Below are 24056 nucleotides of genomic sequence, written 5' to 3'. Positions count from 1 at the left end.
GCGAGCCTAGGGAGCTGGTGGGGACCGTTTTCAGTAATGGGGCCCAACGCTGGTAGGCTTTTCATCGATACCTTGGCGAGGGAGAGCACCGGAAGCCGTATAGCCGTATGTACGCGCTAAGCCGGTGAAGGTCTCCGTTATCGACTGGGTCTGAAATTTCCTTCTTGAAGGGCCGGCCACGGCCGCCCGGCGTTGAAGGTCGCAACCAGACCTCCGCCCTTGCTGAACACCGTTTAGATCTCAAGGAGTTGTACATGTCTGAGCAGAAGCTCGCAGCAGAAGTCCGTACCGAATTCGGCAAGGGCTACGCCCGCCGCGCCCGTATGGCCAACCTCATTCCCGCCGTCATCTACGGCCACGGTGCTGAGCCCATCCACATCACCCTGCCGGCAAAGGCCACCACCCTTGCCGTGCGTACCGCCAACGCACTGCTGTCCCTGGACATCAACGGTGAGGGCCACCTGGCACTGGTGAAGGATATCCAGCGCGACCCGATCAAGCAGATCATCGAGCACATCGACCTCCTGACCGTCCGCCAGGGCGAAAAGGTCACCGTGGACATCCCCGTTCACGTTGTCGGCGAAGTTGCCCCCGGCAACGTCTACAACCTGGAGCTCACCGTAGTCTCCCTCGAGGCCGAGGCAACCCACCTGCCTACCGCCGTCGAGGTTGACATCGAAGGCCGCGGCGCGGGCGAGCACGTCCACGCGTCCGACCTGGTCCTGCCGAAGGGCGCGGTCCTGCTCACCGATGCAGAGGCACTGGTTGTCAACATCTCCGAGGCCGTTGAGGAAGAGCCGACCGAAGCTGAAGCCGCTTCGGAAGCAGCCGCAACCGAAGCAGCTGCAGCCGAGTAATTCCGGCAACCGATCGTCCCAGTGGCCGGGTCCCTTTCGGGACCCGGCCACTGGCTTGTTAAGCCGTTCGCATGGGCCTGAGCCTAACTGGCGCCCGTCCCGCTGCCGCCCTGCTTAACGGCCAACCCCCTGACCACTTTAGGATTGACGCATGACTGACACCTGGCTGATTGTAGGCCTCGGCAACCCCGGCACCGAATACAGCAACAACCGGCACAACGTCGGCCAGATGGTGCTTGACGAACTGGCCCGCCGGGTGGGCGGCAGCTTCAAGGTGCACAAGGCCCGGGCACACGTCCTGGAGGGCAGGCTTGGCATCGGCGGTCCCCGCGTTGTGCTGGCCAAACCGATGAGCTACATGAACGTCTCCGGGGGTCCCGTCTCGGCACTGACGAAGTTCTACGACATCGATCCGCGGCATCTTGTCGCGGTCCATGACGAGATCGACATTCCTTTTAACACGGTCAAACTCAAAATCGGCGGCGGCGAAGGCGGGCACAACGGACTCCGGGACATTTCCAAGGCCCTGGCCACCAAGGAGTACCTCCGCGTGCGCGTCGGCGTCGGGCGCCCGCCGGGCAGGATGGACACCGCGGACTTCGTCCTGAAGGACTTCGCGACGGCCGAAAAAAAGGAACTGCCCTTCCTCCTTGATGAGGCTGCCGATGCGGTGGAGACCGTGGTCAAGGACGGGCTGCCGGTGGCGCAACAGAAATTTCACACTGCCGTTAAGTAACCTTGCCGCCGCGCAGCGCCTAATGGCGGTAATGTGCGGTTGGGGGACTCGCCGTAACTACTGGAATTGGTTAACCAGCAGTGACTAAGTCGCCTAATTGTTTAGTCATATCTGCTATGGTAATTTTCACATTCAAGGTCTTGTTGCCTGGTTTGGCGGCATCGGAAAACTTAAAACCCGAGGGCTCAGCCAAGTCGCATCAGCTGGAGCCACGAAGGTAGCGTGATCGATCGTGCTTGCATCACACGGCTCTGAACATGGGGGGCTGCTGGAGACTGAACGCCGGGGCATGGGCGCCTCAGAGCGTCGTAAATGGTCGTCTTTGATCAGGCAGGATATTCAGGCGTCCGTGGTTTCGATCCTGGGGGACGATGACCTTCACGGCGTTGTTGTGGTCGGCGCGCAAGGAGTCGGCAAGTCCACGTTTGCGCGGGCGGTGGAAGCCCAGCTGATGGGAAAAATGCACGTTATCCACCTTCACGGGACAACCACGGGTCCGGCCACGCCCTTCGGCCAGCTGGCCTTCCTGGTGGCCCGCCTGCCCAGCCATGCACTCGAATCACCCGGCGAAATCGTCCACGGCATTTCCCGGCTGATCCGGGAGGATGCCACAGGACGGCCCGTCCTGGTGGTGCTTGAGGACCTCCCGGCGATCGACAGCATGAGCACGGCAGTCCTGATGCACCTCACCCTGAGCGGCGCCGCAAAGCTGATGGTCACCGTCCGCAATGTCACGGACATGCCCGAAGACCTGATCCGGCTCCTGCGCAACAATTCACTCGAGGAAATCCGGCTCGAAGTCTTTACCCGTCCGGAAGTCAGCAAATTGCTGGCCGGAGTTTTGGGGCGCCCCGTTAGTGCCACCGCCGCAAGTTCGCTCTACGCAGCCAGCGGCGGAAATCCACTGGTGCTGCAGGCCATCGTTATTGAGCAATTGCGATCCGGCAACCTCCACCTGGCCGGGAAGGTCTGGGCGCTCAGAGGGGGAATCAACCTCGCGGAAGCCGACGCACTGGTTGACCTGGTCAGGTCACGGCTGGCCAGGGAGTCACCCAAGGTCCGGGAGGGGCTCGAGTGGCTTGCCCTGATCCGCAGGGTTCCCCTGTTCGTTCTCCTCGACGTCCTGGATCCCGCCGTTGTTGCAGACCTGGAAAAGGCCGGCTACCTGCAGGTGGGTGAGACCGGCCGCCGCTGGGTGAGCCTGAAGGATGAGTACGTCGGCGAGGTCATCCGGGGCTGGATGGACCTGCCGCGGCGCAAGGAACTGCACCAGCTGGTGGCGAGGGTGGTAGGGGCAACCCCGGCGGAAATGGACGTCGAGGAGCTCCTCGGCTACGTGGCCTGGACACTTGACTGCGGTGAGCCCGTGGAACCCGCGTTTGCACTTGCCGCAGCCGCCGCGGCAAACCGGCTGTTCGATCCGATGTTCGCGCTGGAGTCGCTGGCACAGATCCACGTGGGAGATCCGCACTGGGCCGAAGCGGCCCAGCAACGGGCGGCTGCCTACATGACGCTGGCTGAACACGAGTCGGCAGTGGCGGTGCTGGAGGAAGTCACCCCCGAGCAGCTTTCTGAACTCCCGGCTGCTGCTTATGCCAACTACGTCCTCAACTTCTGCAGTTCGCTGCTCTGGGTGCACGGCGGGTACAGCCGGATCGACGGCATATTGGCGACGGCTCGCCGCGAGCTGGCCCGCCGGGAGCGGGCATCCATCGGCAATGAAACCTCAGCCGACTTCGCCCGCGCGCACGAGCTGATCCGGCTCGCCGAATTTGAACAGATGGTGCATCAGGGCGAGTACGAAGCCGTTGCCGAAGACTTGGAACGGGCCTACAAGGAAGACGGCGACCAGCTGTACGTCCTGAACTGTGGCTGCCTGCTGACGATGGCTTGGGCTGTGCTTGGCAGGGAAGCAGACGCAGTCGCCCTGGCCGCTGAAATTCAGCATCGGATGGAACAGTCCAACATAGCTCCCGGCATGCTGAGCTGGCAGGCTGAAGGTCTTTTTGCCGCGCTGCTGTGCAGCGGGCAATGGGAGGACTGCGTCCGGATCCTCACCCAAGCCCTGGACCAGAAGCCGGAAATCATGCAGTATCTTGGCGGAGCGGCAGAACTCGCCCTGGGCGTGGCCTACACTTATGCCGGCCGGGCCGATCTCGCCATCGACACCCTGCTCGGAGCCCAGGCGCAGCTGGAAATTAGGCGGAGCTACTACGGCCCGTCACTGGCCTGCTCCGCGCTTGCCTTCGCCTACGCCCAGGCCGGTGACGTCCAGGAGTCCCGCAACTTCCTGGACCTGGCTGCCCAGGAGGAGCAGCACGTTGCGTGGTTCACTTCCTGGATGGCAGACTTCTGCGTCCGGATGGCCAAGCGGTGGCTCAAGGATCCTGGTGCGAAGCAGAAGCTCATGGAGTCAGCCCACGAGGATATTTCCAAGGGGCGGACGACCACTGCCTCCATCAGCCTCTTCGGTGCTACGGTGCATGGAACGGAGGAAGAACTGGTCCTGTTGACTGAAGTTTCCTCCCGCCGGCAAGGAAAAATGGCCAGCGTTAACCGTCTGGTCGGGGAGGGGAGCAGAAAGAAGAACTCCAAGATCCTGCTCGAGGCGGCGGCCCTGGCCCATGAACTCCACCTGGACGCGGTGGAATCCAGGTGCGTGGTGCTGGCCTTGGACATCGCCAGGGAAAAGGGAGACTCACAATCGGCACGTGCCGCCCAGCACCGTCTGGACCGGCTCGTGGAGACCCTTCCGGTGCTGCCGCTTATGCCGCACACGGTGGGGCCGGAACTGACTGAAAGGGAACGGCAGGTTGCAAGGATGGCAAGCCAAGGGTTGAGCAACAAAGAAGTCGCCAACCGGCTGCAGCTTTCCATACGTACTGTGGAAGGCCATCTCTACCAAATCTTCACGAAAATGGGGATTTCATCGAGGAGTGAGCTTGAAGGATCCGCTCAAGTCTGACGGGAAGGCTCCGGCACGCTCGCGCGCCAGAACCCAGCGCCAGAATACTGATGAGCCCTGGATCGACCGGGGGGACATGCTGTCCGCAGTGAAGGACGCGCTCGCGTCGGATGACTGCTGGGCTGTTTTTGTGGTGGGCGACGCCGGCCTGGGCGCGTCTTCGCTGCTGGCGCGGTTGAACGACGGCGGGAACGGCCGGTCTTCCGTCATGATGGTGCATGGAAGCCCGTCGCTGGCGCCGGTTCCGTACGGGGCGCTGTCCCCTTACCTTGCCGACCTCTCCGTGGAGGATGTCACGTCTAAAGTGGCCGTCCTGAGGGCGTTGTGGGCGCACCTTGAAAGCGCCAGGAAAAATCCCGGTCCCGCACTGCTGCTGGTCGATGATGCCCACGACCTCGACACCGCCACGGCTGAAATGATTTCCGAACTGGTCCAGGCAGGCTGGGCCAAACTCGTCGCCACCTGCATCCCGCGGCCCGGCATACCCCAGCCGCTGCTCCGGCTCTGGCACGATGGCACGGCAGAACGGTTCGACATTGCCCCCCTGACCATGGAACAGGGGCATCAGCTCTGCGAGGCGCTCCTCGGCGGCAAAGTCCTCAACACCACGTCGCGAGAATTCTGGCAGGAAGCCGGCGGGAACACGCTGCTGCTCAAGACGCTGGTTCGTGAAGCCCAGCGTTCCGGTGACCTGATCCAGCGCAACGGAGTCTGGCTCAACGCCGGCTCGTCCCGTGTCCGCACCCTGGAGCTCACCGCCGTGGTCAAGGTCCAGCTCATGCGCATCTCCACGGACGGCCGTGAAGCGCTGAACCTGATTGCGCTGGCGGAGCCGGTGGACAGAAGCATCGTTGGAGAAATTGCCGGTGAACCGGCCGTCAAGGAACTCCTGGACCAGCGGCTCGTAGTCCAGTCCGTGGACAGCGAGCCAACCCTTCGGCTGGTCAGCCCGGTCTACGGGGAAGTGCTGCGACGGATTGTTCCAGCGGCCCGGAGCCTTCAGCTGCACCGGGAACTGGTGTCCCGCATGGAGGTCTCCGCGGACAAACCTGAGTCGCTGCTGCGCATGGTTTCCTGGTCCTTGGACTGCGGGGCGGATGTGCCCGGCCGCCTGCTGATCCGCGCCGCTGTCCTTGCATGCAAGCTGTTCGCGAGCGAGACTGCCCTCCGCATTGCCTGGGCCGTTCAGGATCCTGAACTGCAACAGACTGCCCGGGCCGTGATGGCCCGGTCCCATTACAACCTTGGGCACTATGAGGAAGCAGCTGCCCTTTTGAACGTGGATGTCGACTCCGGCAACGGGCTCGCGCACATGATGGTCAACAGCCTCCTGAGGTCCGCCACCCGCGCCGCACTCGGTCACCCCGCCGCGGAAATTGCCGACGACGCCCGCCGCCTTCGCGAATGGGGTGATCAGGAGGCTGCGGGGAACCCCGTCGATTCGGCCGGTATCCTCGCGGCAACGGCACGGAGAGCCTCCCTGGTGGAACTCATGGCGTACTCGCTCGCGGGCGACTACCACCGGATGGGTCCCGCGCTGGCCGAACTTTTGGAGGCAGGCACCGCAACCGGGGAGCCCGACGGCTCCCTCACGAGATCTATGGCAATGGCAATGCAGGCCGAGCGGCTATGCGCACTGGGGTATCCCCTGCAGGGGCGCCAGCTCGCCATGGATGCCTTCAGCCAGGCCCAGCCTCGGGATAACGATATTTTCTTCCTGCCTGAATTCATCGTTGTCCGCCTCGTCGCCTGCGATCTTGCCGCCGGTGAATGGGCCGAGGCGCAGCAGCTCCTCGCGGGCTATGCGGAAACGACGTTCGGTTCCGCCATGGTTTCATTCAGCGGGGCCGCTTACGTAGTGATGGGCTACATAGCTGTCCGGCAGGGAAAGCTCGCCGATGCCCTGGAGCTGCTGACCACCGGGCTCGAGGCCCTCCGCGACAGCGACCCCCAACAAATGTTCCGGTTCTGCGCCGCCATGGCGTACTACGTGGCCGCCGCCCAGGGCCTCAAGCCGGAGGCTGACAGGCTGAGGTCGGACTACGAGGCGTGGGGCGAGCGCGGCATGCACCTGGTGACGGCCTTTGCCCGGGATTTCCTTGCGGCCGGGGACGAGCACCTGGCAGGGGACGGATCCGGCATCGCTGCCCTGCACCGGCATGCAGAGCAAGCCAAGCAACAGGACGCCCGGTTCCTGGAGCTGAATGCCCTGGCGATGGCGCTGTCCCTTGGCGTCACCACGGGACTGGAGCGGCTGGTCGAGCTGGCCCGCTCCGTGGAAGGAGCCTGGGCCGGGGCCCTGGCCGAGTACTCCGCGGCGCTTTCCGACGGTAGCGCTGAACAGCACCTGCGCGCAGGGGACGCCCTCTACGCCGCGTCGGTCTTCCAACTGGCCTCCGAGGCCTATTCCGCCGCCCTCACTTCCTTGGACCGCAGCCGTAACCGGGAACTCGCGGCCCTGGCCCGTGCCGGCATTGCCCGGTGCAACGTAGAGCTGGGCCATGCGGGCGGAGAAGCGCAGCCCGACAGTGTCGTCCCCATCCTGACCAAGCGTGAGCGGATCATCGTCGGACTGGCGGCAACCGGACTAAGCGACCGCATGATCGCTGACAAGCTGCACATCTCTGTCCGTACCGTGGAGGGCCACCTGTACAGGTGCTACCTGAAGCTCGGCATTGCAGGACGCGACGAGCTGGCAACCGCTGCAGGCCTGGGAGAGGAAACCGCAGACCAGGCCAAAGCGGCACCCGCGAAGTAAGTACTTGCCTTCGTCTGTACTTGCCTTCGTCGGTCGGTGCCCCTTGGTACCCGGCCGGAAGAGGAGAACCGTGCCGCGCATCAACTTGTTAACTAATTCCCGGGACTAAGCTGTTTCGAAGGGCATACGGGTGCGGTTCGGCCCGATTGATAGCAGCGGCGCTGACTGCCTGCGTACCGCCTCCGGTCAACCAGGGGTACCTGCCTGTCAGGTACAGGTATGAGTAACGGGCAAAATCGAGTACTCACTACTGGTGCCCGCGCGAGCAGCAGCTGGTTAATTTGGGGTACCAGGAATCGCTCGTAAATAACAGAGGTCTCACTCATGTTGACAGCCGATAACGTGGCCAGTCCACACGCCACCAGATCCGCCGGAATCGCACGGGGTGCCGCATGGCCTCTTATTGGGCGGAAACAGGCTCTCAGCGACATCACCCGCGCCCTGGCCGAGTCCACCGGGGGAGTCGGGGGAGTCCTGGTAACCGGAGCATCCGGCACCGGAAAGACGTTCCTGACCACACACGCCCTCAAAAATTTCCGTGACGATTCCCTGGTAGTCACGCTGCGGTGCAGTGCAGCACTTTCCCGATCACCCTACGGCGCGCTCAACATCCTCTTGAGCGACCTGGAGCCGGGGTATTTGAACCATCCCGTGCTGGTACTGTCCGGGCTCATGCGGCTCCTCCGGGAACGGGCCAACGGCAAGACCGTCTACCTCTATGTTGACAACGCCGGCGAAGCCGACGAACTGACAGCCGTGACAATTGCGCAGCTTGCCCGCAACCGGGCAGTGCGCCTCGTCCTGACGTGTTCGGATCCGCTGCGGCTCTCGGCAGAGATTTCCGGACTTTGCGACGGCGGTTTCCTCACGCGCGTGAACCTCGAACCCCTGTCTTTCCGGGAAGCCGTCAGCTGGCTGGAAGAGGGCCTCAGCGCCAAGGTCTCACACTCCGCCGTGCAATCGCTCTGGGCCGCCAGCGACGGCAACCCGCATTACCTCAAGATGCTTGCGATGGAGCTCGCTGACTCGGGGTCGCTGACCAATCAGGACGGGGTGTGGGTCCTGACGCCGGGGCACCACGACCACGGACGGGCAATCACGGACCTGATCGCGACCCGGCTTGGGCGGATGGGCGAGGCTGACCGGAGAATCCTGGAAATCCTCTCGCTCGCCGAGACCCTGCCGCTGGATACTTTGCTTACGCTCGTCGATGCCGACGACGTCGACGCCCTCGAGGAACGCGGGGTCCTGGCAGTCGAAGACTCCCTTCCCCGCCGGGTCAGGATCCAAAGCCAGCTCGTCGCCGATGTGGTTAGCGAGAACGTCCCCCCTGGCCGCAGCAACGAGCTCCGCGAAATGGTTCTCTCTGCTGCGGCCCCGTCCCTTCGGACGCCCGCCACTGAGCTGCCTTTCGCCGTGTGGGCCCTTGACTGCGGTGCCGTGCTGTCGACGCATGAATCCCTTTCAGCCGCCCGCCTCGCCAACCGGCGACTGGAGGCAGCACTCGCCCTGCGGTTTGTCCGCTCCATCCCGGGGCATGAGGCGCTGGCAGCCGCAGTCACCGAGGAAGTGGCGGCGCTCATGACCCTCGGCGAGGTGGAGGAGGCACTTGGCGTGGTTCGCAGGCACCGGCAACTCTCGCAGGGAGATCCTGCACTCGCCGAATGGATCGGCCGCCTGCTGGCGGAGAGCTCGGTGTTCCTCGCCACCCCCGACGCTTGGCAGGAAGCACCGGATTCCCTGGCCCGGGCACGGAAAGTACTGTACGAGGATACGGCGGGTCCGGCAGGGGAACTGCCGGCACCGGAGCTCCGGCGCCTCCGGGAACAGCTGACGCTGGCCGAAGCAGAAGCAGCCAGCTTCGCCGGTACTTACACCGGGATGGCTGCCAGCGTTGCCGAAGCCCTGGACAATGTTGAGTTCCATAGCGCTGAATTCCGGCTTCAGGCCGGCAGCTGGCTGTGTGAAGCGTGGGCCGTGACCGGGCGCCAGGCCGATGCGGCCGAGCTGGCCGAGCAGCTGAAACTGCAGTGCCTGCGCCCGGAGATCCCCGTGGCCATCGCGCAGTCGGTGATATCCCGGCTGCGCTTCGCCTACCTGGTGGCCGGAAGATGGGATGACGCCACAGAGACGCTCCCCAACGAGGACTGGCTGCCCTCCTCCGTCATCTATCGGCGGTTCAGCGCCACGGAAATTCCCGAAGCAATCTGCGCCTGCATGCAGGGGCGGGGACGTGACGGACTTGACCTGCTGGTTCCCGGCATCAGCCAGCTACGGATCCAGGACAGCGACGGCGTCCTCCGACTCGCATGCGCCGCAGCGGCCTATGCCTCGGCCCTGCAGGGTGAGCGCGAGCAGGCACTTGGGTACCTTGCCGAGACGGAATCAGTTTCCCGGCGGAACGCATGGAAGGTGTCACGGGCGGAGGGCTATTTCACCGCGCTGGCACTGGCGGAGCTGGACGGTCCCCGGACCGGAATCGGGCAGTTGCTGCGCATGGCTGACGACGACCGGAACATGGGCAACGTGGGGCATGAGATTCTGTGCCTTAGCTCGGCTGTGAGGTTGGGGGAATCCGCTGCTGCCCCGAGGCTGCTTGACAGTGCCCGAGCCAGCCAGGGACCTTTCGCTGAATTGTGTGCACAATACGCCCTGGGGATCATTTCCGGGGAGGCAGACAAACTTATGGCGGCCGCAAACCTTGCAGCCCGGCTGCATAATGACCGGTTCGCCCTGGACATTGCGGAGTCAGTCCTGAACCTCGACCAGGCGCGGTTCGAAAGAAGCGTGATCCGGCAGGCCAAACACCTCGCCGAAACCTGCCGCAGGAAGCTGCGGACGCCCCAGGACGGAACCCACGAGAGGCTCACACTGACGGCGCGCGAACTCCAGATTGCGCAGCTCGCCGCCGCCGGAGCGAGCAACAAGAGCATCGCCGCCCAGCTGCACGTTTCGGTGCGGACCGTGGAGGGCCACCTCTACCAGATCTACGGCAAGCTGAAAATCGAAGAGCGCTTGGAGCTTCCGGTCGCCCTCGGCAGTACAGGAGATGACTAGCTATGACTGAAACCATCATTGCAGCAGAGCGGCTGGTCGGGCGATTCGGCATGGTTGCTTCGGTTGTTGACTGCCTCTTGGACGCAAACGGTCCGGGTGCGCTGATCCTTGGGGACGCCGGAATCGGCAAGACTGCGCTCGCCAACGAAGTGGTTTTTGAGCTTGGCAGCCGAATCCGGCCGTTTTACGTCTATGCGGGACCGTCGCTCTCCGAGGTTCCCTATGCCGCCCTTGCACCACTGCTGACCTCTTTGACGCCCGGGCAGACGGACCAGCCGCGCGCCGTGCTTAAGGCATTGGTCACGGAACTCAACCCGGAGGGCCAAAGGGACTCGTCACAAGCAGTCCTGGTGGTGGAAGACGCCCAGCATCTGGATGACAGCAGCGCGGCGGTCATCGCCCAGCTGGCCGCGGCGGAAGCCACGAGGGTGGTTTTGCTGTGCCGGCCCCACCCCTCGCCGCCGCCTGAAATTTTGTCGATGTGGTCCGAAGGCCTGGTGGACCGTTTCGAGCTCCAGCCGCTGACGAAGGACGAAGTCGACGAACTCTGCACCCGGGTGCTCTGCTCGCCGCTGGTTCCCAGTGCCAGCGCCGTCCTGTTCAGGTCCTCCGGCGGAAATCCGATGTTCCTGCTGGAACTGATCTCCCATGCGAAAACCCGCGGGCACCTGCTGCGCCGGAATGACACCTGGGTGCTGTTGGGCGAGCCCGGAGCGGCAACCGTCCGGCTAATGGACCTGGTCAGGAACCAGATCATGCAGTTGAACCCGCAACAGCGCCAGGCCCTCGAAGCCGTCGCGCTGGCTGAGGCCATTCCCTTGGGAGTCCTGCAGCGCGCGAGCAACAGCCACGCCGTGGACGAACTCAAGGAGCTCCAGTTCATCGCCATTTCCGCGGATCCCGCTAGGCACGTCCGCCTGGCGCAACCGCTGATCGGGGAAGTGATCAGGCAACTGGTCCCGATAGCCCGCAGCGTGACCATCCGCCGTCGTATCGTTGACCTTCTGGACTCGCGGCCGGAGACCCTGGACGGAAGGCTCAGGCACGTTACCTGGGCGCTGGAGTCCGGAGCAACGGTCCCCGACGCGGACATCCTTGAGGCGGCCCAGCTGGCGAACCGCCTCTTCATTCCCGATTACGTGGAACGAGTGGTGGGCACCATCAGGGAGCCGTCCCTGAAGCTGGCGGCACAGGTTGAACTGGCCCGCGCCAAGCTGTACGGGCGGGATCCCATGGGCGCCAGCCTCTGCCTGGAAGGTGTGGTTGAGCAAGCCCTGGACCTGCGCACGGTCCGGCAGGCGTCGATGCTGGCGGCCCAGCTTGCCGCCGGGAAGCGCAACGGGCCGGAGGCTGTGCTCAGGGCAGCGGACGCGTGGGCGGAAGCTGTTTCCAGACTCGAAGAAGCCCAGCTCGGGTTTGATCCGAAAGAACTGGAGACAGCCCGCCTCGGCAGCAGGCTCCTCGCCTTGGAGGGCTACCAGGCCGCAGGCCGCCATCTGGAGGCGGAGCCGGAACTCCAGGCGATCTGGGACTCCACGGACGACGACGAGTCCCGGCTTCTGGCGGGAACCTTGCTGGCCGAGTCACTGGCGCTGACGGGACGTGCCGTTTCGGCACTGCAGATCATCATGGACGTCGAGGACATCCTTGATGACAGCGGGGACCGGCGCCTTGAGTATGCCGAGTTTGTGATGCGACGCTACCTGCTTGCGCTGCTTCATGCGGGTGAGCTCGACGTCCTGGACAGATACCTCCAGAACCATATCGCCCAGGCGTCCAACTCGTTGATCTATTTCGGCGGGATGCTACATCTCGCCGCAGGCACCGCCGACCTGCGGCGGGGCACCATCGGGACTGCGCTGCCGAAACTGAGCCAGGCGGCCGAGGTCCTGCGCCTCGCCGACGCCGGCGGCGACTTGCCGGATGCCCTCGCCGCCACCGCCTATTCCGCCTCGATCCTCAACCGGACGGACACGGCCAAGGCGAATGCAGACGCTTACGACGCGCTGCTTTCGGACGACCGCTATGCGTCGGTGCTGGGCCGGGCCTACACTGTGGCGGCGCGTGCCGAACGCATTGGTGTACAGGCAGCGGTCGCCAAGCTCATGGTCCTGGCTGATGCGGCCGCATCCTCCGGATTCCTCAGTTATGAAGTGGAGATCCTTTCCCTGGCACTCCGGCTCGGTGACCTGTCCGTTGTTCCGCGCCTTGCTGCGGCGGCGGAGGGATGTGAAGGGCGCACCGCGGAATTTGTCGCCGCCTACTGCCGTGCCCTCGCAGCCAAGGACGTCAACCGGCTCGTGGAAATGAGCGACGCCGCCGCACGGGAAGGTTTGGACCTGGCGGCTGCGGAGTGTGCCGCCCACGCGCTGCGGATCCTCGAGACCCGGGGAGATAAACCCCGCCAGTTCGAGGCCCAGAAACTCGTCAAGCAGCGCAATGCAGCACTCAACAAGACAGGGGCTTCGGCCGCCGAGGTGCCGCCGGATCTGCACAAGCTGACGCGGCGGGAGCAGGAAATTGCCGCCCTTGTGCAGGCCGGAGCAAGCAACCGGGAGATCGCGCTCCAGCTCGGGCTGTCGCTACGGACCGTGGAAGGCCATCTCTACCGGATGTTCGCGAAACTCGGGATCAGTCATAGGGAGGACCTGGCATCGGTTGCGTTCGGTGCCCGCCACGTCGGTTTGTCCGGGACTGCCTAATCCTATTCTCCAATGCGGTGCCGCTTAGCCGGCAAAGTTGAGCTTGGCCGCCGGGCGGCAGCCGCGTGCCCGCTGACAACGGATATTAGCCCCCGGCTACCCGTTGGAATTCTTCCGCGCGCCGGAAAAGGACCTGGCGCTACGTTCGCGCTGCCTCCAAACGAGTACTGATGCGAGTAGTGCGGGCGGACCGCGCGCGTACCACCCCATTGCCGTCGGCGGTGGCCCCGTAAAGACGGGTAGAGCCCACTCGCGCCCCGGCAGGTTGTTGGTTAATACGCTGTAGCTTGTTGGGCCGCAGGCATCTATTGGGGAAAGAAGTGGGTCTCTAAATGTATCAATCAGCTGACACTTGGCTTTGGGAATTTCATGTGGCACACCATCTGGATTACTCCTCCAGGGCGACCAGCATCCCGCAGCGGGCGGGTACCCCATTCGAGCCGGCGACGATCCGGGCAGCGTCTTCTGAGACCGGGATCTGCCACCGTCGCCGGCTTTCTTACAAAACGGGACAAATCGAATATCGGGAGGTCGGTCTAGCATGACACCGAACACCAAGCTAAAAACCCATAAGGCACCGCTGTCAAGGGCACCGCTGCCCCCGCTGCTGGAGGAATCACGGGAATGGCCGGAAAACGGATCGGGCGAGCCGGAGTTGGCCCCCGAAGCCGTTGAATCAGAGGCGGTGGCCGGCGAAGGCGATTCGCAGGATCACACGTTCACGTTCGACGTCGCCATCGTAGGCCTCGGGTACGTCGGGCTGCCGACTGCGCTCGCCATCAATGCCTCAGGTCGCCGGGTCCTGGGACTGGATGTGTCCGAGAACCGGCTGGCTGTCATCCGGTCCCAACAGGCCGACCTGCTGGATTCCGACAAGGCCCGGCTGGCCGAAGCCCTGGAGGATCCGTCCTTCATGATCAGTACGGACCTCTCACTGCTGGCCCGCGCAGCGGCAGTAGTAGTTTGCGTTCCCACCCCGGTGGACCCCTATCTTGTGCCTGACCTGGGCATTCTCCGGGCAGCCTGCGCTTCCGTGGTTGAATTCGCGGTGCCGGGGCAGCTGCTGATGCTGACCTCCACTACCTACGTGGGCTCCACCAGAGATCTCCTCGCCGTTCCGTTGGCCGCCAAGGGACTCATCCCGGGCAGGGACGTGTTCGTGGCCTTTTCGCCGGAGCGGATTAATCCGGGTGTGGACGCCTTCTCGCACGAAGACGTTCCCCGGGTGGTGGGCGGAGTAACACCCGCGTGCGGTGAGGCTGCAGCGGAACTGCTGCAGGCCAGCACCAAGCTGGTGCACGTTGTGCCGTCCGCAGATGTGGCGGAGATGACCAAGCTCGTGGAAAACACCTTCCGGGCCGTCAACATCGCCCTTGCCAATGAGTTTGCAGACATCTGCCACGAGCTGGGAATGGAGGTCATGGACGTGATTGATGCCGCTTCGACAAAGCCTTACGGCTTTATGCCGTTCACCCCGGGCCCGGGCGTCGGCGGCCACTGCATTCCCTGCGACCCGCACTACCTTCTGTGGCAGCTGCGCAAGGCCAGGGTCACGGCTCCGGTCATCGAACACGCCATGGCCGGCATCGCGGGAAGGCCCCACCAGGTGGTGGAGAAGGCACGTCGCATCCTTTCGGACCGGAACCACGGAATTTCCGGCGCCCGTGTCCTCGTCCTCGGTGTGGCCTACAAGCCCGATGTGGAGGACGTTCGCGAATCGCCGGCGCTGGAAATCATTGCAGCGATGGTTGCCAGCGGCGCGGACGTGGCCTACCACGATCCGTGGTGCCCCACGGCACCGGACGGCCAGGGCGGCGCCCTGAATTCGTTGGACGATCCTGCCGTCTGGGATGCGGACCTGGTGATCCTCCACACGAGGCATTCCGCGATGGACATCGAGTGGCTCCGTGAGGCGCCGGCCGTTCTTGACACCACATACCGGCTGCCCGCCGGCACCAACATTACCCGGTTGTGATTCCAGCCGCCCGCTGGCGATCAGAAGAAAGTAGGAGAAGTGAAAACAGCAATCACCGGCGGAGCCGGCTTCATCGGAAGCCACCTCGTGGAGCACCTCCTTGCGGCCGGGGACAAGGTCACCGTATTGGACGACCTCTCAACCGGTCGACTGGAAAACCTCCGGTCTGTAATCGGCCACCGGGACTTCCACTTTGTGGAGGGCAGCATCCTCGACCGGGAAGCAGTCGACAAGGTGGTGGCCGGCGCCGACCGGGTGTTCCACCTGGCCGCCGCGGTAGGCGTGAACCTCATCGTGGAGCATCCGCTGGAGAGCCTGCGGACGAACATCCACGGCACGGAAGTCGTCCTGGACTCCGTATTGGAATCCGGCGCCACGCTGTTGCTGGCCTCCACCAGTGAAATCTATGGAAAGAACACCTCGGACAGCCTGTCGGAGGAGTCCGACAGGATCCTGGGCTCGGCCCTCAAATCGCGGTGGACCTACGCTGCCGCCAAGGGCATCGACGAGGCATTCGCTCACGCGTACTGGCGGCAGTTCGGCCTTCCGGTCGCCATCGTCCGGCTGTTCAACACGGTGGGTCCGAGGCAGACCGGCCGCTACGGAATGGTGGTGCCGCGGCTGGTCAAGCAGGCGCTTACCGGCGAACCGTTGACCGTCTACGGAGACGGGCACCAGACCCGCTGCTTCTCGTACGTCGGCGACATCGTCCCCGCCATCACCAGGATCTCCGAGGAAAGGTCCGCCTATGGCAACGCATACAACCTGGGCGGCAGTTACGAGATTTCGATCCTCACCCTCGCCCAAAGGATTGTGGAACTGCTTGGCAGCGAAAGCCCCATCACGCTGGTGCCCTATGAGCAGGCCTACGCGGAGGGCTACGAGGACATGCGCCGCCGTGTCCCCAACAACAGCAAAGCGAAGGATCTGGTGGGCTTCGATCCCAAAACGACCCTGGACCAGATCATCCAAAACGTGGCGGCCGACCACCGCCCGGTGAAAGCGCCCGATCCGCTCGGGTGGAAAGTCACGATGGCGGCCAACTAGCCGTCCGTGAGGTGCCGCGCCGACTGGGGGCGGCAACCTTCAGAAAGTTATGAGCACCTTCGACGAAAGAGTTGAGTTCCATGACGCTACTGCAACGCTACACTGCGGTCTCAGAGCCCCGGCACCGGGCTGAACGGCCCCCCGGCCGGCGCAAGGCGCGGTGGCTGGCGGCCTCCACAACGGTCGCTTTGGCCGCCTCACTGTTGGGGCTTACTGCCCCCGCCGCCAATGCAGTTGGCGAGACAGTGGTAACGCTGACGTTCGACGACGCCAACGTTGACCAGGTTGCGGCCGCAGCCAAGATCAACTCCCTTGGCATGCACGGCACGTTCTTCCTGCCCTCCGGTTACATGAACCGGCCGAACTACATGACCACCGCCGATGCGCAGGCCCTTCAGGCGGCAGGCAACGAGATCGCCGGTCACAGTGTGACACACGCGGACCTGGCGGCCGTCGGACCCGATGAACTGAAGCGGCAGGTCTGCAACGACCGGGTGACGCTGGCAGGTTATGGACTGGACATCCAAAACTTCGCCTATCCGTTTGCTTCTGCCAATGATCCTGCCAAGGCCGCTGTGGCAGAGTGCGGTTACAACAGCGCGCGCGGCCTGGGGGATATCCGGAGCAAGGTTGCAGGGTCCGAGACCTTTCCGTTTGCCGAGTCACTGACGCCGGCCGACCCTTACTACACCGGTGCACCTGACCAGTTGGATGAAAGCTGGACCCTGGCCGATATCCAGTCCCTGGTGACCCAGGCGCAGGCAAACGGCGGCGGCTGGGTCCAGCTGACGTTCCACCACATCGGCACGGGCATCGACCCCGCCTCCGGAGTGAAGGATCCTCTGACTGTCAGCACGGACGTCTACAACCAGTTCGTCGACTGGCTGGCGAACCAGGTGTCGACCAACACCACCAACCCGGTTCTGGTGAAGACGGTCAAGGAAGTCATCGGCGGAACCACCAAGCCCGTCGTGGCAGGTCCGGCCGCCCCCGCGCCGCAGACCACCGGCAATCTTTACAAGAACCCCAGTCTTGAGACTCCAGGGCTGAACGGATCGTTGCTCCCGCGGTGCTGGCAAGCGGGCGGTTTCGGTACCAACACGCGAACCTTCAGCACGGTGACCCCCGGCCACGCCGGCACAACCACCGCGGCTGAGCAACTCGTGGTCTCCGGTCTGGTATCGGGCGATGGCAAGCTGTTGCCCACACTGGACACGGGCGAGTGCGCTCCCAGTGCGGCCCCCGGCCACACCTACCTTGCCAAGGCCTGGTACAAGTCCACCGCCATTACCCAATTCGACCTGCACTACCGGACATCTCAGGGAGCCTGGGTCTATTGGACTTCCGGCACGCAATATGTCGCCGCCGCGGACTGGACGCAGGTTACCTACACAACGCCGCCGGTTCCCGCGGATGCAACGGCGATCAGCCTCGGGCTTAATCTCATCGCCAACGGAACCCTGGTCACGGACGACTATGAGCTATATGACACCGCCGGGATCAAGACGTTCACTGACGTCCCGGCGACGTTCCCCCTCTACAACGAGATCAGCTGGATGTCGAACAACCTGATCACCACCGGCTACCCTGACGGTACCTTCAAGCCGGGCACCACATTGGACCGCGGCATGATGGCGGCCTTCCTTTACCGGCTTGCCGGGCGGCCCGCAGTTCCGGCCGGTCCGCAAAGGTTCCCCGACGTCGCGCCAACCCACGTCTTCTACAACGAAATCCAGTGGATGGCGTCAACCGGCATCACCCAGGGGTTCGATGACGGCGGCTACCACCCGTTCGAACAAGTGAACCGTGACCAGATGGCGGCCTTCCTGTACCGGATGAACGGCAGTCCCGCCGTCAGCGCCACAGCACCGGCCTTCCCTGACGTCACGTCGTCGCTGAAGTTCTACAACGAAGTGCGGTGGCTGGCGGACATGAAGATCACGCTGGGCTACCCGGATGGAACATTCAAGCCGGGAGCGTCCATCAACCGCGACCAGGTGGCAGCGTTCATCTACCGCTACAACCTGAACTTCCCCAAGGGAATGTAGGCAAGCGATAAACTGATTCGAGGCAGCTGAGGGCGGCCGTGCATCTGATGGAACTCCAGGGATGCGCGGCCGCCCTCGCCGCTGCCTCGTCTTCAGCATTGGATTTGTCTTGAGCATTGAACTCGTCTTCAGCAGTGAATGTAATTGATTCGGGGGGATCAGAATGAGCAATCCAGGCTTCATGAGCGGCCGCATCGGCCGACTGTTCGCAACGGTCGTTGTAGTGGCAGTGGCTGCCACAGCCTGCACACCGCCGAAACCCAAGGAATTGCCACCGGGGAAGTATCCCTGGCACACGAATATTGTGGCCACCACCTTCTGGGTGGGCGAGGTCTTCGACCCCAAGGCGGCTGACGGCAGCCAGGTCTTCTCCACCTATGACTCCCGGTGGATGGAGAGCTATGGGGGCTGTGACGGCCGGGTGGTGTCCGGCGGATGTGAGACTGAGGAACGATCCAGTTCGAACGGCTATGCGCCCAGCACCGTGAAGCCCAAGGAAAACCCCTTCTACCTGGATCTGCCGTACGACGACATCAACAACGCCACGGCATTCCGTGAACGGGCCACGGTTATTCCATGGGCAAACGACGAAGGGTACAAGGGCCAGGAGACCAACCGTTCCTTCAGCTATATGAAGAACCGCTGGGTCAAGATCCGCAAGGACGGCAAGGAGTGCTACGGCCAGATCCAGGATGCCGGCCCGGGGGAGTACCAGGACAAGGAGTACGTCTTTGGCTCAAACGACGCGCGGCCGGCCAACAAGAAGTTCAACGGAGCCGGTATGGATGTTTCGCCTGCCCTCAACGGCTGCCTCGGCTTCAGCGACCTGGACGGAGAATCGGACAAGGTCGATTGGCAGTTCGTGGATCAGGCGGATGTTCCGCCGGGCCCCTGGCTGGAGGTGGTCACCGTCAGCCAGGTGCGTTAGCAGCAGGCGGTCTGCCCCTCCGGCCTCAGCCCATCCGGCCTCAGCCCATCCGGCCCGGGAGGCCGGAGCCCAGGAGCTCGGAGAAGCGGGTTGTTCCCTGGTCCACACCGCTGCAGGTAGAGCTGGCATCTTCGCCCTGCTCGCCTGACCCGCAGGAAGCGTCGCGGTTGAGCGACCACATCGACAGTCGTTGGATCCCCAGTCCCACGGCGTAGTCTTTCAGGTCCCGTGCTGCGTCCAGCCCGAATACCTCGCCAGGCAGGTCGTTGCGGCCGATCATGGGCGTGAGTCCGATCTTCTTCCAAACCTGTTCGGGGTTCAGGTTGGTGCCGGCCCGCTGGTAGAGGATGCTCAATTGGTCATGGGTCGCATCTGCGGCGGCTTTGGCTGCCTGTAGCATCCCCAGGGAACTGCTGCGGCTGGCTCCGTAGTTCATGGTCATGATGTTCACTCCGGACAGCTCCACACCTGCCTGGAGCATCTGTTCCACGGCGGCTATTCCTGCGTCAGTTAGTCCACGGGGAGAAGCCGGAAGCGTCAGCCAAACGCCTAGTTTTTTCCCGGATGAATTGCGATCTTCCTGCAGGGCGGCCACCGCCCTGGCCCTGCGCTCGCCGCCGGCCTGGTCAAGCAGGTCGGCGCCTTCCAGATCGAAATCGAGGTATGCGGGCTCATAGCGTTCAACCACGTCCCGGTACGCCGTCCGGAGCTTCGCTTCGTCCTGGCAGGCGGTGGACAGCTCACTGTTTCGGGCACCGCCAAAGGACACGGATGCCGAGCCGCCCCGGGAGCGAAGTAGTGAGATCCGCCGGTCCAGGCCGAGGGCGGCGCCTGCCTCCTCAAGGCGATAGAGCGCGCCCCAACTCGGGATGCAGACGTCCTGGGGGGAGGCCACCAGGAACGCCAGCACTACGTCCCTGGTGCCTGCCCTGGAGGCTTCCTCGAAGGGGTAGGCCGGCGACACGGTGACGTCCACATATCCTGCGAACCACGTCTTTTCCGTGTCCCCAGTGACTAATCCGGAGCGCCAGCTCCAAAAAAAGATGACGCATGCCAGTACGGTGGCGGCGGCGAGTCCCACCATGAGGGGCGATGACGGCGTGCGAAGCTTCAGACCGGAACGGACGTGGGCTTCCCGGGCAGGCAGCGGCGCCGGCTCCGCGGGGGTCTGGGCGGCCGGATCCGAGCTGCCGTGCAGTGCCTTCATCTGGATCCCACATTCCCCTCTGATGTACTTAAACACCATTTCACCACGTCCTGCCCCATACGGCGGGGGCCGGCCGGCCCAATACGGGTGTCCCCGGGTACGCCACGAGTACCCCGTCGGGTAGCGGGCGAGTGGTGCCCGGCTTGCCCGGCCCCTCCCGACTCGAAAGACGGGTAGGCGCCACTCGTGCCGCCATGCCCTCCGCTTAATAGGCTTTGGATGTCGGATAGATACAGAGTTCCGGGGGAGAATCGGGTCTCAAAATGGGAATGGACGCACCACTGCGGGCGAAGGCCGGCAACCATGCCCCGCAACGGCAGTTCCGGACGGTCAAGGCGGCAGCAATGCCCCGGATATCGGCGGCTGTTATTTTCTTCCTCAATTCTGCCGATGCGATTGCCGAAAGGCAGCCCGCCCTGGCGAAAACGCGCGGGGCCCGAGAACGGGGGTCGGTGGCGAACAAGCCTTTGAGACCAAGGCTTCCCCCCAGTCGTCACCGACCCCTTCGGGGCGTCAATCCATGAACCATCGCGGCCTGGGGGATCCTCTTGCGGCCGGGGAATGCGGATGTAAGAGGGGATGTCTGTAATGAGGCAGAGGCAGGAACCGCCAGAGGAGCAGCATAGCGATCCGCTTGGCTCCGGGTTGACCCGGCAGCGCAAGCGGACAAGATTCTGGGCAGTCTCGGGAGTGGCCGCACTTGCCCTCTTCACCTTGTCGGCGGCCCTTGCACCGAAAGAAAGCAGGGGACCGGCCGAGGGCGCGCCGGGGCCGCTGAAGAATTTTGCCGCACCTGTTGATGCCAGCCTTGCCTTGACCACCGTCACACTGACGTTTGACGGCGGCAGGGCCAGCCAGTTAGCCGCCGCCGAGGTCCTACGGTCCCGCGGACTGCGGGGAACATTCTTCGTTAACTCAGGCTTCATGGGGGCCAAGGACTACATGACGGTGGAGGACCTGCACGCCCTGGCTGCTGATGGCAATGAAATCGGCGGCCACACGGCAACCCTCGCCGACCTGACCGCCATTGAATCCGATGAAGCCAGGCGACAGGTCTGCACCGATCGGACCAACCTCACAGAGTGGGGTTTCAAAGCCACCTCCTTCGCCTACCCGTTTGCAGCTAAATCGCCGGACGCCAAAGCGATGGTGTCGGAGTGCGGGTACAACAGCGCACGCAGCCAAGGTGATCTCCGCAGCCGCTTGGGGTGCCCAGATTGCGCCGTGTCTGAAACTGTCCGGCCGGCAGACGCCTTCAGCACCAGGTCGACGCCGGAAATTGGCTCTGCATGGACCCTAAGCGACCTGCAGCAATCAGTCCTGGAAGCGGAAACCACCGGGGGCTGGCTGCAGCTGAGTTTCTACGACGTCGATGACAGCGGCAGCCCGCGGTCAATCAGCCCTGCGCTTTTCAGTGACTTCGTCTCGTGGCTGGTTACCCGCACGGAGGAGGGGACCACGGCCATCCGCACGGTGCACGACGTGGTCGGCGGAGGGGCGAAACCAGCTGTTCCGGGTCCGGCTGCTCCACCCGCACCGCCAGGCGTCAACGCGCTGCGCAACCCGGGGCTGGAAACGGCAGGGAAATACGGCCTTCCCGAGTGCTGGCAGGTGTCCTCCTACGGTGAGAACTCACACGTCCTGGCAACGCTGACTCCCGGCCGCAACGGGGACGTCGCGCGGCGGCTGGATGTAACCGGCTACGTATCCGGCGACGCAAAACTACTGCCTGTCCTGGACCTGGGGGCGTGTGCGCCAAGCGTTGTGCCGGGCCACAGCTACACGCTGCGTGCCTGGTACACCTCCACCGCATCCACGCAGTTCGAGCTGTACTACCGCAACAAGGTTGGCACCTGGACCTATTGGACCGCCAGCCCATGGTTTCCCGCCAGCACTGCCTACCGGCAGGCCGAGTGGACCGCACCACCGGTGCCGGCAGACGCCGTCGCCATCAGTTTTGGACTCAATCTGTTCAGCGACGGGGAGCTGACTACAGATGACTACGAGATGTTGGACATGGGGGCGCCGGCCGCCCCGTAGGCCCCGCCCGTTGCCAGCGCTCAGGCTCCACGGGCCCGAAAAAAGAATCGAGTCGATTCCCAATGAGGTTAATAACTTCCGGGCGAGCTGGAATCCAGTGTGACGTGCATGCCGAGCGACAACGATTGCGAAGCTGGGCACAGACGGCGGTCACGGTTAGTGCTGAGCACACAACCGCAGCCCATGCCAGGTTCAGGAACGGCACCCTGATCACGGATGACGATGCCATGTACGACACGATCGGAGCGCCGTCGCTGTGATAGCCGTCTACGTTGTCCTTGTCCTGGGAATCAGCACCATTTTCTGGTCGCTTGTTGGCCTGCTGCGCCTGGCTAACGAGCAGTACATCCGGAGGGTCGCGCTGGGGCCACCGTTCAGCAGCCGGGTCTTCGGGCTCCTCCAGCGCTGGCAGCTGGCCAACAGGATCGGGTCGGGCTTTCACGGGGTCCACGCGCTGCCCGCGCCACGGGCGCACCGCGGCGAGCTGCAACGGGAGCACGGCCGCCACCGTGCCAGGGACCCCAGGATCCTTCCGGCGAACGTCGCGGTGCTCATTGCCGCCCACAACGAGGCCCTTGTCATCAGGGAGACGATCCGGGCCGCCTCGGTCCTGGTGCCGCTCAGGAACATCCACGTGATCTCCGACATGTCCACTGACGACACCGCCGCCATTGCCCGCGCTGCCGGGGTCAAAGTCCTGGAACTCGAACCGAACAGGGGGAAGGCCGGTGCGCTTGCCGCCGGGATCGCCCACTTCGAGCTGTGCCGGAAGTTCAAAGTGGTGATGCTGCTGGACGCGGACACCAGGCCGAACCCTGACTACCTCGAGACCGGGTTGCCGCTGTTCCTTGACCGCGACGTGGTTGCCGTGGCCGGCCGGGCCAAATCCATCATGACCCCGCCCGCACCGACAGCGCTTGGCCGTTTCCTGGTCGCCTACCGCGAACGGCTGTACATCGTTGTCCAGCTGCTCCTCAAGTACGGTCAGGCGGCCAGGGGCGCAAACGTCGTTTCGATCGTGCCGGGCTTCGCCAGCATGTACCGCACAAGTGCACTCGCGAAAATCAAGGTGCTGGCGCCCGGCCTGGTCATCGAGGACTTCAACATGACCTTCGAGATCCATGCCAAGAAACTGGGACGAATCGCCTTTCACCCGTCAGCCGCCGTGGCCTATACGCAGGATCCAGACAACCTGCAGGACTACACCCGGCAGGTGCGGCGCTGGATCCTCGGCTTCTGGCAGACAGTGCGGCGGCACCGCCTGCAGGCCGGAAAGTTCTGGTTAGTGCTGGTGTTCTACATCGTCGAACTCGTCATCAGCTGCCTGTTCTTCGTCTTGCTGATTCCGGTGTTCCTGTTGTCGCTCGTGGCCTCAATGCAGCTCCAGGCGTTCGGTGACAACGGCGAATCCTTCCTCTTCCTGTCCGGGCTCATGCGTCCCCAGGACGTCCTGCTGGGGGTTCTCATCCCGGACTTCCTGCTCACCGTCATCGCAGCCATTGCCCTCCGTCGCCCGGGCATCCTGCTGATGGCACTCTTCTTCCCGCTCATGCGGATCCTCGACTCCGTCATTTGCCTGATGGTGCTGCCCCGGGCCTTCTCTGCGGCATCCTCGGGCGTGTGGGTCAGCCCGATGCGCCGCATCCAAGGAGAGGGGCTCGAGCTGGAAGAGGCTACGGCGGGGGCGGGAGCCACCCGGTAGCGTCCCTGGCCGCACGGACGGGGCAGGAAGCGGG

The 24056-nt window shown here is 63.9% G+C and carries 14 protein-coding genes; 13 read left to right on the top strand and 1 reads right to left on the bottom strand.

Features of this window, described 5'->3' with window-relative positions; translation table 11 throughout:
* The first annotated feature begins 254 nt into the window (after positions 1-254).
* The 10 genes from J7I92_RS09600 (at position 255) to J7I92_RS09555 (ending at position 19073) form a co-directional block, all read left to right on the top strand.
* On the top strand, positions 255-857 hold the full coding sequence (locus J7I92_RS09600; RefSeq protein WP_214839840.1) for a 50S ribosomal protein L25/general stress protein Ctc: 603 nt from the start codon (positions 255-257) through the stop codon (positions 855-857).
* Between the two features lie 151 nt (positions 858-1008).
* On the top strand, positions 1009-1593 hold the full coding sequence (gene pth / locus J7I92_RS09595; protein ID WP_214839837.1) for an aminoacyl-tRNA hydrolase: 585 nt from the start codon (positions 1009-1011) through the stop codon (positions 1591-1593).
* Between the two features lie 349 nt (positions 1594-1942).
* On the top strand, positions 1943-4558 hold the full coding sequence (locus J7I92_RS24365) for a LuxR family transcriptional regulator (protein ID WP_214839835.1): 2616 nt from the start codon (positions 1943-1945) through the stop codon (positions 4556-4558).
* The gene (locus tag J7I92_RS09585; RefSeq protein WP_214839833.1) at positions 4536-7316 is read left to right on the top strand and encodes a helix-turn-helix transcriptional regulator; all 2781 of its coding nucleotides are present in this window, start codon (positions 4536-4538) and stop codon (positions 7314-7316) included. Before J7I92_RS24365 ends, J7I92_RS09585 begins: the two co-directional genes overlap by 23 nt.
* A gap of 324 nt (positions 7317-7640) precedes the next feature.
* A complete protein-coding gene (locus J7I92_RS09580) occupies positions 7641-10373 on the top strand; it encodes a LuxR C-terminal-related transcriptional regulator (protein WP_214839831.1) in 2733 nt (910 codons plus the stop codon).
* 2 nt (positions 10374-10375) lie between these two features.
* Complete coding sequence (locus tag J7I92_RS09575) at positions 10376-13075, top strand: LuxR family transcriptional regulator (protein ID WP_214839829.1); 2700 nt, start codon at positions 10376-10378, stop codon at positions 13073-13075.
* 541 nt (positions 13076-13616) lie between these two features.
* A complete protein-coding gene (locus J7I92_RS09570) occupies positions 13617-15050 on the top strand; it encodes a nucleotide sugar dehydrogenase (RefSeq protein WP_214839827.1) in 1434 nt (477 codons plus the stop codon).
* 39 nt (positions 15051-15089) lie between these two features.
* Positions 15090-16097: a GDP-mannose 4,6-dehydratase gene (locus J7I92_RS09565; protein WP_214839820.1), complete on the top strand. Its 1008-nt coding sequence runs from the start codon at positions 15090-15092 to the stop codon at positions 16095-16097.
* A gap of 80 nt (positions 16098-16177) precedes the next feature.
* Positions 16178-18145 carry an S-layer homology domain-containing protein gene (locus J7I92_RS09560; RefSeq protein ID WP_214839818.1) on the top strand — a complete coding sequence of 656 codons (1968 nt, stop codon included), beginning with the start codon at positions 16178-16180 and terminating at the stop codon, positions 18143-18145.
* 163 nt (positions 18146-18308) lie between these two features.
* Complete coding sequence (locus J7I92_RS09555; protein WP_214839816.1) at positions 18309-19073, top strand: hypothetical protein; 765 nt, start codon at positions 18309-18311, stop codon at positions 19071-19073.
* Positions 19074-19113: 40 nt separating this feature from the next.
* Here the strand turns inward: J7I92_RS09555 and J7I92_RS09550 are convergent, their stop codons facing one another.
* A complete protein-coding gene (locus J7I92_RS09550) occupies positions 19114-20280 on the bottom strand; it encodes a chitinase (RefSeq protein WP_214839814.1) in 1167 nt (388 codons plus the stop codon).
* Between the two features lie 588 nt (positions 20281-20868).
* Between J7I92_RS09550 and J7I92_RS09545 the strand changes: the two genes are divergently transcribed.
* The 3 genes from J7I92_RS09545 (at position 20869) to J7I92_RS09540 (ending at position 24022) form a co-directional block, all read left to right on the top strand.
* Positions 20869-22320: a polysaccharide deacetylase family protein gene (locus J7I92_RS09545; protein WP_214839813.1), complete on the top strand. Its 1452-nt coding sequence runs from the start codon at positions 20869-20871 to the stop codon at positions 22318-22320.
* Between the two features lie 125 nt (positions 22321-22445).
* Positions 22446-22580 carry a hypothetical protein gene (locus tag J7I92_RS24210; protein ID WP_285290084.1) on the top strand — a complete coding sequence of 45 codons (135 nt, stop codon included), beginning with the start codon at positions 22446-22448 and terminating at the stop codon, positions 22578-22580.
* Positions 22577-24022 (top strand): glycosyltransferase family 2 protein, encoded by a 1446-nt coding sequence (locus J7I92_RS09540; RefSeq protein WP_214839811.1) that lies wholly within the window; start codon positions 22577-22579, stop codon positions 24020-24022. Before J7I92_RS24210 ends, J7I92_RS09540 begins: the two co-directional genes overlap by 4 nt.
* Positions 24023-24056 lie beyond the last annotated feature (34 nt).

It is taken from the genome of Arthrobacter sp. ISL-72, from assembly GCF_018613755.1.
In the GTDB taxonomy this organism is placed as follows: domain Bacteria; phylum Actinomycetota; class Actinomycetes; order Actinomycetales; family Micrococcaceae; genus Arthrobacter.
Note: the sequence above shows the minus strand (reverse complement) of the source record. Positions and strands in the feature narration are given on the sequence as shown.